The 12,633-nt window shown below is 45.2% G+C and carries 14 protein-coding genes; all 14 read left to right on the top strand.

The window, feature by feature from the left end; genetic code table 11:
* The coding region (locus IT392_11240; GenBank protein MCC6545052.1) for an LPS biosynthesis protein at window positions 1–675 on the top strand (675 nt) is incomplete at its 5' end.
* Between the two features lie 61 nt (window positions 676–736).
* Window positions 737–1,348 carry an imidazole glycerol phosphate synthase subunit HisH gene (gene hisH / locus IT392_11235; protein ID MCC6545051.1) on the top strand — a complete coding sequence of 204 codons (612 nt, stop codon included), beginning with the start codon at window positions 737–739 and terminating at the stop codon, window positions 1,346–1,348.
* An 83-nt stretch (window positions 1,349–1,431) separates the two neighbouring features.
* Window positions 1,432–2,190 carry an imidazole glycerol phosphate synthase subunit HisF gene (gene hisF / locus IT392_11230; GenBank protein MCC6545050.1) on the top strand — a complete coding sequence of 253 codons (759 nt, stop codon included), beginning with the start codon at window positions 1,432–1,434 and terminating at the stop codon, window positions 2,188–2,190.
* 176 nt (window positions 2,191–2,366) lie between these two features.
* Entirely contained in the window at window positions 2,367–3,026 is a 660-nt protein-coding gene (locus IT392_11225) for a hypothetical protein (protein ID MCC6545049.1), read from the top strand.
* A 49-nt stretch (window positions 3,027–3,075) separates the two neighbouring features.
* Entirely contained in the window at window positions 3,076–3,333 is a 258-nt protein-coding gene (locus IT392_11220; GenBank protein ID MCC6545048.1) for a hypothetical protein, read from the top strand.
* 155 nt (window positions 3,334–3,488) lie between these two features.
* The gene (locus IT392_11215) at window positions 3,489–3,935 is read left to right on the top strand and encodes a nucleotidyltransferase domain-containing protein (protein MCC6545047.1); all 447 of its coding nucleotides are present in this window, start codon (window positions 3,489–3,491) and stop codon (window positions 3,933–3,935) included.
* 3 nt (window positions 3,936–3,938) lie between these two features.
* Complete coding sequence (locus IT392_11210) at window positions 3,939–4,175, top strand: DUF86 domain-containing protein (protein ID MCC6545046.1); 237 nt, start codon at window positions 3,939–3,941, stop codon at window positions 4,173–4,175.
* A 327-nt stretch (window positions 4,176–4,502) separates the two neighbouring features.
* Window positions 4,503–4,721, top strand: coding sequence for a DUF104 domain-containing protein (locus IT392_11205; protein MCC6545045.1), 219 nt, complete (start codon window positions 4,503–4,505; stop codon window positions 4,719–4,721).
* On the top strand, window positions 4,708–5,106 hold the full coding sequence (locus IT392_11200; GenBank protein ID MCC6545044.1) for a type II toxin-antitoxin system VapC family toxin: 399 nt from the start codon (window positions 4,708–4,710) through the stop codon (window positions 5,104–5,106). The genes IT392_11205 and IT392_11200 overlap by 14 nt, the downstream gene beginning before the upstream one ends.
* A gap of 110 nt (window positions 5,107–5,216) precedes the next feature.
* Window positions 5,217–7,334: a bi-domain-containing oxidoreductase gene (locus IT392_11195; protein ID MCC6545043.1), complete on the top strand. Its 2,118-nt coding sequence runs from the start codon at window positions 5,217–5,219 to the stop codon at window positions 7,332–7,334.
* A 10-nt stretch (window positions 7,335–7,344) separates the two neighbouring features.
* Window positions 7,345–8,991 (top strand): alginate lyase family protein, encoded by a 1,647-nt coding sequence (locus IT392_11190; protein ID MCC6545042.1) that lies wholly within the window; start codon window positions 7,345–7,347, stop codon window positions 8,989–8,991.
* A 28-nt stretch (window positions 8,992–9,019) separates the two neighbouring features.
* A complete protein-coding gene (locus IT392_11185) occupies window positions 9,020–10,210 on the top strand; it encodes a glycosyltransferase family 4 protein (GenBank protein MCC6545041.1) in 1,191 nt (396 codons plus the stop codon).
* Window positions 10,211–10,565: 355 nt separating this feature from the next.
* A complete protein-coding gene (locus IT392_11180; protein ID MCC6545040.1) occupies window positions 10,566–11,558 on the top strand; it encodes an SDR family oxidoreductase in 993 nt (330 codons plus the stop codon).
* On the top strand, window positions 11,552–12,532 hold the full coding sequence (locus tag IT392_11175; GenBank protein MCC6545039.1) for a glycosyltransferase family 4 protein: 981 nt from the start codon (window positions 11,552–11,554) through the stop codon (window positions 12,530–12,532). The genes IT392_11180 and IT392_11175 overlap by 7 nt, the downstream gene beginning before the upstream one ends.
* Window positions 12,533–12,633 lie beyond the last annotated feature (101 nt).

Raw genomic sequence — 12,633 nt, 5'->3', positions numbered from 1 at the left:
CACGCATTTTTTGCTACGATGTATAATTTTGCAGAGAAATATAAAGTCAAATACATATTGACTGGAGCCAATTATTCAACGGAGTGTGTTAGGAATCCCATTGAATGGATGTATTATCAGTCTGACTCTATACAGTTACGGGATATACATAGTAAATTCGGGACACGGCCTCTCGTAAATTTCCCTATAACAAACATAGTTAGACACAAAGTATATTTGAGGTATATGAAAAACATACGAGTAGTGACGCCTCTTAATTACATTCCTTACATGAAAGCAGAGGCTATGCAGCTATTGGTAGATAACTTTGGCTGGCAGCCATACCCTCAAAAACATTTTGAATCAAGATTCACTAAGTTTTATGAAGGCTACTGGCTTCCCAGGAAGTTCGGGTATGACACAAGGAAAGTGCAGTTCTCCAGTCTGATACTGACCAATCAAATGACGAGAGAAGAGGCCCTGGAAAGGTTATCAAAACTTCCTTATGATGAAGATACTATATCTCAGGACTTTGAGTATGTGGCAACAAAGCTTGGAATATCTGTAGAGGAATTGCAGGGATATATGGATGGGCCTAATAAATCTTATAAAGATTATAAGTCTCAGGAGAGTATTTATGCGGTGGGTTCTAGATTGATGAAGTTTGCTGGGCTGGAACTTGGGGGGAAGCGGTGACTAAGTTAGTTAGGAGTTTAGGAGTAAGGAGTTAGGAGTAAGAGAGAAGAAACGAACGGTGATGATTTCTATTGTTGATTATGGTCTTGGCAATATCAATGCGTTTGCCAACATCTATAAACGTTTGAATATTGATGCTTCGATTGCTGCAACTCCTGAAGAGTTACGCCCTGCAGAAAAGATTATACTGCCCGGTGTCGGGGCATTTGACTGGGCGATGTCTCGCTTGAACGAATCTGGCATGAGGGATGTTCTTGATGATTTGGTAGTCAGCAAGGGCAAACCGGTTTTAGGGATTTGCGTGGGCATGCAGATGATGGCCAGGAGAAGCGATGAGGGTGTGTTGGATGGGCTTGGCTGGCTTGATGCGGAAGTGAAGCGCTTTGACGAGACAGGCTTCAGCCAGAAGACCCACCTGCCTCACATGGGATGGAATGACGTGATCCCGCGTGATACGGAATGTCTGTTCAAAGGCATGACGGCCCCCCGGTTCTACTTTCTGCACTCCTATTACTTTGCGCCGGGCAATCCGGAAAATGTGTTGGCTACTACAGACTACAACGGTCACTTTGCCTCGGCGGTGCGGGCCGGGAATATCTATGGTGTCCAGTTTCATCCTGAGAAGAGCCATCAGTGGGGGATTCAGCTGTTGAAAAACTTTGCGGAAATGTGAATAAAGTCAGGAGTGAATAGTTAGGAGTAAAATACATCATCTTTGTTTATATCTCCTTACTCCTCACTCCTCACTTATTAAATATGTTGCGTCCCAGAATAATACCCTGTCTATTGGTTAAAAACGGCGGCCTGGTCAAAACGGTTCAGTTCGGCAGCCCTAAGTATGTGGGCGATCCGATTAATGCCGTCCGTATTTTTAATGAAAAGGAAGTTGATGAGCTTATCGTGGTTGATATTGATGCTACTATACAAAACCGGGAACCTGACTACTCTATGATCAAAAACCTTGCTGCTGAGTGCCGCATGCCTTTATGCTACGGTGGCGGTGTCAGGACGGCCGGGCAGGTGCAAAAGATCATCAGGCTTGGCGTGGAAAAGGTGGCAATCAGCGCAGCGGCGATTAAAACGCCGCAGCTTATCGCGGAGGTGTCGGCCAGGGTGGGCAGCCAGAGCGTTGTGGTGGTGATGGATGTCAAAAAATCCGGCCTGCTGCGGCGCTATCAGTTGTTTACGCACAACGGCACTCGGGAAACAGGCCTTGATCCGGTGACATTTGCCCGGAAGGCAGAGGAGATGGGGGCTGGAGAGGTGGTGGTGAATTCCATTGACCGGGATGGTGAAATGAAGGGATATGACCTTGATTTGCTTGCGCGGGTGCGGGAGGCCATCAGTCTGCCTTTGACGGCGCTGGGAGGGGCTGGTTCTATGGATGATATTCGTGGGCTAATCGAAAAGTTCGGGATCATTGGGGCTGCCGCGGGCAGCCTGTTTGTTTTTAAGGGCAAGTACCGGGCGGTGTTGATTAATTATCCGAGCCGGGTAGAGAAAGGGGCGCTGTAACTTGGCGCAGGTATTGGGACATGAAGCAGAACTCGTGGAATGTATTTACATATGAATGCAAAAGAGCTTAAAGCTATTTTAACAGGCGGTGAAACTGAATCCATTGAGTTTAAAGAGATACTTAATGACTCTTTTTATAAAAACATCGCTGCCTTCTGCTACCATAAAGCACTTTTATAAGCGTTCGATATGAAATAACGGGGATCGAGAGAGAAGATATATGGGATTATCCGATCCCTGCTCTTCGTGAAGCGGTTTTAAATGCCCTTATTCACCGGGACTATTTCAATATAGCCAATTTCATTTTGATAAAGGTTTACGACGACCGCATCTGGATATCTAATCCAGGAGGACTTCCTGAAGGAATAACTGTTGATGAGTTGAGAATGCCTCACAAATCCTATGTCCGAAACCCTCTTATTGCCAGGGTCTTCTATCTTGCCGGTTACATTGAGCACTATGGGAGTGGCACTGTGCGTATGATGGAATGGATGAAAGAAGCCAGTTTGCCTGAGCCTGACTTTAAGGAGGAAATGGCTGGGTTTTCAGTTTATTTTCATAAAGACATTTATACTGAGTCGAATTTAATAGACATGGGACTGAATGAACGGCAGATTAGGGCTATAACTTATGTTAAGGAAAAAAGGAAGATTAGCAATAAGGAATACCAGGAGCTTGTTAACACTACAAAAAAAACCGCAAGCAGAGATATGATGGATTTAGTAGAGAAAGAGATCCTGGAACAAATTGGAACTATAGGTAAAGGGACTTACTACATTTTAAGGGGACATAAAGGGGACATAAAGGATGAGGTCAGGGGCATACAATTGACTTGAAAACGAACTGGAAGAAATACTTTGAAGGCTTCAGTAAAGGAGATTAGTGATGACCAAAGATGAAATTATCAGGAAAAATTTAGACCTTCATGCTGAATGGATGAAATATGTTTTTGAACATCCGGATGTGCTTGATAGAATTCCTAAAGGGGCCATACTTGTAATACTTCCTGAAGATGATAAAGAGACATACGATGAAAATTACAAGGTTTTGAAAGAAAATAAAGAGAAAGGAATACCTGTTTTTGTTGTTACAATGAAGATGCCAAAGCCGCAGATTACGAATATGGAAGTGATAGCTGCTTAATTTGGAGAGATTATTTGGCCATCCGTTTTTCCGCAATCTTCGTAGTGAAATAAGTATATCTTTGTCAGTCTTGCGCGTGGTAAATGTGGAACAATTATTTGACTCCGGGACTTGAATCCTCTAAAATTTGGAGTACTGAACTGAGGTATTAACTGATGTCCGGCATAGAAAAAGGGAAAGACCTTATTAAAGAAATACAATCTCTTCTTCTGCCCAGAAAAGAGATTGTGTTGGCATATCTTTATGGTTCCAGTGCAAAAGGGACTTCTCGTCCTTACAGTGATGTGGATATAGCTGTACTACTTGATGAAAATATATCTGTCGAAGAAGGTCCTTATGGCTATCATGCAGAGCTTCTTTCAATTCTTATGAAGGACCTTCGTTCAAACCGTATTGATCTTACTATTCTGAATGATGCCCCTCCATTTCTTAAGTTTCAGGTAATCCGCTATGGGAGGGTTATCCTAATAAGGTCTGAAGCTAAGAGGATTAATTTTCACGTCGAAACTATCGCAAAATATAACGATGTGAAAAGACTTCTGGATACGCAGCATCAATATCTATCAAAGCGTTTGAAGAATGGAACCTACGGAAAAGGATGATAGATAAAAACCTTTGAGGACTATGTAGACGTTATTGACAAGCTGGGAGAAAGGGAAGTTATCCCCTCAGAATTCTCACAAACTATCAGAGGGATGGCCGGATTTAGAAATATTCTGATACATGAGTATGCAGCAGTAGATATTAAGAAAGTCTATCATGTGCTGCACAATCAGTTGGATGATTTCAGAAAGTTCGCTGAATATATAGATGCTTACCTTGTCCTTCATAGCACGGAATAGATTGTAGTCATAATGATCTATTGAAGACCTCCATAGATCCCTATAGCAAAAAATCGTCGCTAATTGCCCAGTCCGAGATCCAGGCTATGACGCTTAAGCGTGCAAGGGCAGTTGCCGGCGGACTGGACGGTTGAGCACCTGACTGAGAAACATTCTTCTCAACCGTTTAATCCGGATGTGGCCAATGCTTTTTTCCGCGCCAGAGCGGTGAGACAGCGCTTGCCCGTTAGGAGACAGGCCGTGTCATTTAAAACCAAATTTGCATTGAACAAATACATGTTTCAGAATATAATTAAAATACGAGTGTAACAAAGAGGCAAGGTAAAAGTGAAAAAGATTGTTAAAGGTAAATACGTTGATGGAGCTATCAGATTGCTTGATGATATAAGGTTGGATGGTAATGTAGATATTTATGTGATTATTGAAGAAAGGGAAGAAGATAATATAATAGAGGAATCTTTTGGCATATGGATTGATAGTGATGACTATGTTGAAAGACTTAGAGATGAGAGCGAAACAAGGATGAAAGAACTTGGAATCAATTGAGACCGTAGTTCTTGATACTGATATCTTAATTGATCACCTTAGGGGATTTACAAAGGCGAAGATATTTTTAACACTCTTTGATGAGAAAAGCATCAGAGGAATGATATCAGCGCTTACAGTTATGGAACTTTTATCAGGCAAAAGTGCTTCAGAAGAGATTAAACGAATAAAGATTGAGAAGTTATTGTCGCTTTTTAAGACTGTTGATGTAACTTTTGCAATAGCTGAAAAAGCGGGAGAGTTAAGGCGGAAGTATTCAACGAATCCTATTGATAGCATTATAGCTGCGACAGCGATAAGTAATAATCTTAAGTTAGTAACCTGCAATATCAACCATTACCAGATTATTGAAGGCCTCACTATCTGGAAACCTTATGACAAATAAGGGTATTCATTTCAAATAATCCTAAACCCTGTAATGGCTCTTTGCTTTAGCAAGAAATCGTTGCTAATTGCCCAGTCCGAGATCCAGGCTATGACGCTTGAGCGTGCATAATGAAACAAATTCTTCAGAATCTCAAAACCGGAGTCACCGAGGTGGCCGAAGTGCCCTGCCCGAGCGCCGGGCGCGGGCAGTTGCTGATCCGAACCACCAGCTCGCTTATTTCCGCCGGTACAGAACGTATGCTCGTTGAGTTCGGCAAGGCTGGTCCCATCGAAAAGGCCCGCCAACAGCCTGATAAGGTGCGTATGGTGCTGGACAAGATCAAGACGGATGGACTCATGCCGACTATTGAAGCGGTGCGTAATAAGCTTGACCAGCCGCTGCCGCTTGGGTATTGCAATGTTGGAGTAGTAATTAGGAGTGAGGAGTTAGGAGCGAGGAGTTGGTTCAAAGAAGGTGATAGGGTGGCTTCCAATGGGAAACATGCTGAGATTGTTAGTGTTCCTTTTAACCTGTGTGCAAAGGTTCCTGATAATGTCTCTGATGATGAGGCGGCTTTTACTGTGATTGGCGCTATTGCCTTGCAGGGTATTCGGCTGGTGCAGCCGACCCTGGGTGAGGCGGTGGTAGTTACCGGTTTGGGTTTGATCGGACTGATGACGGTGCAGTTGTTGCGGGCGCATGGCTGCCGGGTCTTGGGTCTCGATTTCGATACGCAAAAGTTAGAGCTGGCACGGCAGTTCGGCGCTGAGGTTGTGGACCTTTCTGCCGGGCAGGACCCGGTCTCAGCGGCAGAGGCGTTCTCACGGGGACGCGGGGTTGATGCAGTAATCGTGACCGCTGCTACGAAGAGCAGCGAGCCTATACACCAGGCGGCCTTGATGTGCCGCAAGCGAGGGCGGATAGTTCTGGTGGGGGTGACTGGGCTTGAGTTGTCACGGGATGACTTTTTCAAGAAAGAGCTGACGTTTCAGGTCTCATCCTCTTATGGTCCGGGACGCTATGATGTGAATTATGAGGAGAAGGGACAGGACTATCCAATCGGTTATGTACGTTGGACGGAGCAGCGCAACTTTGAGGCGGTCCTGGATATGATCGCTGCGAATCGGCTTGATGTGAAGCCATTGATTTCGCACCGGTTCACCATTGATGATGCGAAAAAGGCTTATGAAATCGTGGGAGGCTCAGAACCTTCACTGGGGATTTTGCTGAAATATGACCCGGCGGCAGATAGTCAGAGGTCTGTGTCGCTGAGACCGGGGAAGGAAAGTCAGTCTTCGCCGGGAACGCCGGTGGTTTCATTTATTGGTGCTGGTAATTATGCGACTGCGGTTCTCATGCCGGCTTTTAAGGAAACCGGTGTGCGTTTGCGCTCTGTGGCTTCAAATGCAGGGGTTAGTGGTGTACATGCCGGGAAAAAGTTCGGCTTTGAGGTTACAACTACAGACACTGAGACTATTTTCGCTGATCCGGAGGCAACCACCGTAGTTATCACCACGCGTCATGACAGTCATGCAAGGTTTGTAATAAAAGCTCTTAAAGCAGGCAAGAATGTCTTTGTGGAAAAACCCCTTGCATTAATTCTGGATGAATTGAAAGAGATTCAAGAAGTTTACTCCTCACTCCTCACTCCTAACTCCTCACCGCCTTTACTCATGGTTGGCTTCAATCGCCGCTTTGCACCTCATGTGCAGAAGATGAAAGAGCTGCTTGCTGGAGTGAAAGGACCGAAGTCGTTTGTAATGACCGTTAATGCGGGCGCTATTCCCCCTGATCATTGGACCCAGGACCAGGCTGTTGGAGGCGGGCGCATAGTTGGTGAGGCTTGTCACTTTATTGATCTGCTTAGATATCTTGCAGCCTCGTCTATTAAAGACTACTCGAAGACTAAAATGGATGTTGCGACAGGTGATACTGTCAGTTTACAGCTCTATTTTCAGGATGGGTCTATAGGAACAATTCACTACTTTGCCAACGGAAGCAAATCATTTCCCAAGGAGCGGCTCGAGGTCTTTGCTGCCGGCAGGGTACTGCAGCTCGATAATTTCAGAAGGCTCAGCGGCTTTGGCTGGCCGAAGTTCAGCAAGATGAATCTCTGGAAACAGGATAAAGGGCAGAAGGCATGCACCGCCTCATTTGTTGAGGCTATTCAAAACGGCAAACCCTCTCCGATTCCATATGATGAGCTGATGGAGGTCAGTCGGGTGACAATTGAGTTGGCGGAATAGTCAGGGGTTGGTGGTCAGATGGCAGAAATTGTCCAGGTTATTCCACACAATCCGATACCTGCGTCCTGTGCAAATCTATGGGCGGATCTGGTTCAGGCTTTATAGTCCCTCAGTGGATCTCTCACCAGCTCCGCTGTCGCGCTTACCTTCTGGTGAGTCATTTCTACCTGTTCGACGAGAACAATCTCTCCTCTCTCCCCGGTTGTTTCGATTCATTAATCAAGAGCACGAGCTTGTAAATGCTGATGATTGGGATAACCCTAAGCTTAGTAAGCTCTGGCGCTACAACCTTCACTATTTTGATGATCTGACGGCAGCGGATGCAGAGGCCCGCAGTTCATGGCATCAGGACCTGATGCTGCGCTGGGTTCAGGAAAATCCTCCGGGCCGAGGCACTGGGTGGGAGCCCTACCCGACGTCCCTCCGCATTGTGAACTGGGTCAAATGGGACCTGGCAGGAAATCTCCTCCCGTCTGAATGCCGGCAGAGTCTTTCATCGCAGGCGCGCTGGTTGTCCCGACGATTAGAGTACCACTTGCTCGGCAATCATCTTTTGGCCAATGCAAAGGCTCTTGTGTTTGCGGGCCTGTTCTTCGAGGGACTGGAGGCTGAAGGATGGTTGACTACCGGAATGAAGCTGCTGAAACGTGAACTGCAGGAGCAGATCCTGGCGGATGCCGGCCACTTCGAGCGCAGCCCTATGTATCACGCCATTGTCCTGGCTGACCTTCTTGATCTTGCACAAATTGCGCTGATCTATCCGGATGTCCTGCCGCCGGAGGATGTTGAGTCCTGGCGGGAGACTATCCCCCGCATGCTTCACTGGTTGGCGGTCATGACTCACCCGGATGAAGAGATTGCGTTGTTTAATGATGCGGCCTTCGGCATAGCGCCGTGCCTCTCAGATTTGGAGGCAGGGGCAACGGCATTGTGCATTGCATTTGATACCAGCCCGAAAGCAGCTGTGAATGAGTTGACAGAGTCCGGCTATGTTAGATTGCAGAAAGGGCCTGCGGTGCTGATAGCCGATGTCGGCAATATAGGCCCGGATTATCTGCCTGGGCATGCTCATGCCGATTCGCTTAGCTTCGAGATGTCGCTGTATGAACAGCGTGTGATTGTTGACACGGGTACATCGTGTTACGATATGACTGACGAACGCTTATTCGAGCGTGGAACGCTGGCACACAATACTGTACAGGTGAATGGTGAGGACTCATCCGAGGTATGGGGCAGTTTCCGCGTTGCGAGGCGCGCAAGACCTTCCGATTATTCGATCAGGCAGGAGCATGGTGCAGTGACTGTTAGCTGTGCGCATGATGGTTATACACGCCTGAGCGGCCGTCCGGTGCACCGCAGGAAGTGGAGTCTCGATGAAAAGAAATTGCTGGTGCGGGACAGTATAGAGGGGAACTTTACAGAAGCTGTTGCACGATTTCATTTCCATCCCGATGTTGTTGTAGTGGAGGGGAGCGAACCCGAAACAGGGAGTTTGCAGTTGCCCGGCGGGGAAGAGCTTCAATGGCAGGTACAGGGAGGAAGGCAAATTGTTGTTGCAGGTACCTATCATCCTGAGTTTGGTCTTTCTCTTCCGAATCGTTGCCTTGAGATAGTGTTGAAGGGAAATTGCAGTGAAGTGGAATTCAGATGGAACTGATGCTTACAATATGTGCCTGGCTGACTAAATGAAGATTCTTGTCATTTCTTTTTATTACAGTCCCGACTTATGTGCGGGTTCATTTAGAACAACTGCCTTTGTAAAAGCGCTGCAGGACAACCTGACCCGGCAGGATTCTATTGATGTGATCACCACCTTTCCTAATCGTTACAAGTCTTTCAGGACGGAGACAAAGAGTTTTGAAGTAGATGGGAATATTACAATAAGGAGGATTAAAATCCCATCTCACAGCAGTGGTTTTTATGATCAGGTCGGATCCTTTGCATCGTACTTTATAAATGCATTAAGAGAGGTTAGAGGGAGGGAGTATGATGTGGTATTTGCAACCTCCAGCAGGCTCTTCAGTGGATTTCTGGGGGCGGTGATCTCAAGATGGAAAGGAGCGCCGTTATATCTCGACATGAGAGATATTTTTACTGATACACTTCAATCGGTATTGGGGAATTCAAGGATAAAATCTGCAATCCCTCTATTTCGTCTTTTTGAGAAGTTTACCATGAAAAGCGCAGGCAGGATAAACCTGGTTTCAAAAGGGTTCGCCCCCTATTTTCAGGAGAGATACCGGAAGGAGTATTCTTTTTTTACAAACGGGATTGATGATGAATTTTTGCTCCCGTACTGTGACATGCCATGTTCTTCATCAAACGGAAAAGTCGTCCTGACCTATACTGGCAATATTGGAGAGGGGCAGGGCCTCGAGAAGATCGTTCCACGTATAGCCGAGAGATACAAGAATATTGAAATTCGGATTATAGGCGATGGAGGGAGGATAGGTGTCTTAAAAGAGGGCACAGCCCATTTGCCTAACGTAAAGCTTCTGGCGCCAATTAACAGACAAGAGTTGATGGCTTATTACAGAGAAAGTGACATTCTTTTTCTTCAATTAAATAATTATGAGGCCTTCAAAAAAGTCCTCCCTTCTAAAATATTTGAGTATGCTGCAATGTATAAGCCTATTATTGCAGGTGTTGATGGCTATGCAAAAGAATTTTTAGAGGAGCACCTTCCTGACAGTCTCATCTTCCGGCCATGCGATATTGATGATTTCAGCGCCAAATATGAAAGGTATTCCGGTATCGTTGATCTGGAAAGCAGGAAGAAGTTCATTGATAAGTTTACACGTAAGAATATTATGAAAGAGATGTCAGCAGATTTATTGGGGTTTGCCCGCAAAGGGTCTGGCACTGGGCACTGCTGACTGGGCACTGGGGTCGGACCGCATGATCCCGTTGTTTCATAAGGGAATAACTCTCCTTAAGTATTCATTTTACCCCCTTAGAATGCCATTATTTGCCTCACTAACAAGGCCATAAGGAATTTATGTGATACTTTAGAGTGATGTACAATATATCTCCTGAAACGAAATATTATTTAAGTCTTGGCAAAGCTATAACCTACCCATTTGTCACTTCTTAAATGGATGTTTTTCAGGTCCAAAATGAATATCTAAGGTGGAAAATGGCACAGAATAATCATTTTTATTAATATAATTTAATGGGTTAGCGTGGTCCGACCCCATATGTCTATAAATGTTCTAATATATGTTCTAATCTATGTTGAAGTTGAATACTACAAGCAGTGTATTTGTAACCGGGGCAACAGGGTTTGTCGGGAAAATGCTCTGCCACAGTCTGGTTGAAAAGGGATATCACGTTTCAGGGACGGTTCGATCACCTGAAAAAATCGGCATGCTTCCCGGAAAAATGAATTACCGGATGATAGATGATATTGGACCTGAAACCGATTGGGCCGGGGCATTGGACAACGTTGACACAGTTGTCTATCTTGCCGCAAGGGTCCATGTGATGCATGAGACCTCCACGAATCCACTGGATGAGTACAGGAGGGTAAATACCCTGGGAGCCGCTCGATTATTTGACATGGCGGTGAAGTCGGGTGTTCGAAGGATCATTTATCTAAGTACTATCAAGGTGAATGGGGAGAGGACTGAGGGGTACCAGTATTCAGAGGTCTCTCCGGTTAGTCCTACTGACGCATACGCCCGCTCCAAATGGGAGGCAGAACAGATATTGCAGGGCCTTGCTATAAAGCATGGTATTGAGGTGGTCATTATACGTCCACCGCTGATTTACGGGCCGGGCGTAGGGGGGAATTTCTTAAGGCTCTTAAACTGGGTAAGCAGAGATATTCCATTGCCACTGGCGCTTGTAAATAATAGCAGAAGCCTGATCTTTGCAGGCAATCTCGTGGATGTCATTGAGACCTGTATTACCCACCCTGATGCTGCAGGAGAGACATTTCTGGTGAGTGACGGAGAGGATATCTCCACACCGGATCTGTTCAGGATGATTGCAGGGGCAATGAATAAAAAGGCGAGATTGATCCCGCTGCCGGAAATGTTTTTAAAAACTGTAGGCAGGCTTATGGGTAAAGGGGCGGAGATAGAACGGCTTACTGGCTCTCTTCGCATAGATAGCCGTAAGGTAAGGAAGGTACTTGGCTGGAGGCCGCCGTTTACTGTGGAAGAAGGGATACGCGAGACAGTTAAGTGGTACAAGAATAGTTCAAGGCCCCCGAAGTGTTAACGACTGTAAGTATTATAGGTTCCTTTCTTATCAGTGCAATCATTTCTGCAGTTATATCAAAAAATAGTTTCATAATTGCTGCATTAGATGTTCCCAATGAGCGCAGTTCTCATTCTATTCCCACACCGCGTGGAGGTGGAATAGGGATATGGATCGCGTTAGTAATAGTTGGCATACTTGTTACAAGAGACATATATTTTTCTGCAATTCTAATTATAGCCGGACTTCTTGGCTTTCTTGAAGACCGTTTTACTCTCTCCTCCAAAATACGCCTCTTTAGTCAGTTCGTCATTTCAGCATTTACCATATATCTATTCTCTGGACTTCCATCCACTTCGCTGACAATTGCTCTATTCCTGTTCTGGCTGATATTCATAACTGCCACGACCAATTTCTATAACTTTATGGACGGGATTAACGGGATTGCCGGATTAACCGGTTTGGTTGGTTTCGGTCTGATGGCCTTTTTTTCCTGGTTTATATTAAATTCCAGGGATGTTTTTCTGATGAGTACTGTTATTGCAGCAGGTTGCATTGGTTTCCTGCCTTTTAATTTCCCCAGGGCAAGAGTGTTTATGGGGGATGTGGGGAGTATTTTTTTGGGTTTTGTGTTTGCGTCTTTTGTGGTCAGGTTGTCAACATCAGTTGAAGTTTTTCTATGTTTAATTATGTTCTTATCTACTTTTTATGCAGATTCCGTTATTACAATTTATTATCGCTGGAGACGGGGAGATAATCTTATGCAGGCTCACCGGAGTCATTTATATCAGTACCTGAGTAATGATCTGAAACTCCCGCACTGGCAGGTGTCATTGTTGTATGCGACAGTTCAACTGTTATTCGGGGTTCTTGCTATATTGGCATACCAATATGGAGTGACATTACAAATTGTAGTCTTTGTGTTATTTTCAGGTATGTTTGTGATTAGTTATTACATGGTAAAAAAAATTAAGTCGAAGATAGCTTTGTTGTAAAATAATCCAATGACACTTTTGGAGAAACTCAGAGATATCCATACGGATCAGAAGCTTTGTGGCGAGCCGAGAAATGTATTATTAAATACACATGATGATCT

Source organism: Nitrospirota bacterium (assembly GCA_020846775.1).
In the GTDB taxonomy this organism is placed as follows: domain Bacteria; phylum Nitrospirota; class 9FT-COMBO-42-15; order HDB-SIOI813; family HDB-SIOI813; genus RBG-16-43-11.
Note: the sequence above shows the minus strand (reverse complement) of the source record. Positions and strands in the feature narration are given on the sequence as shown.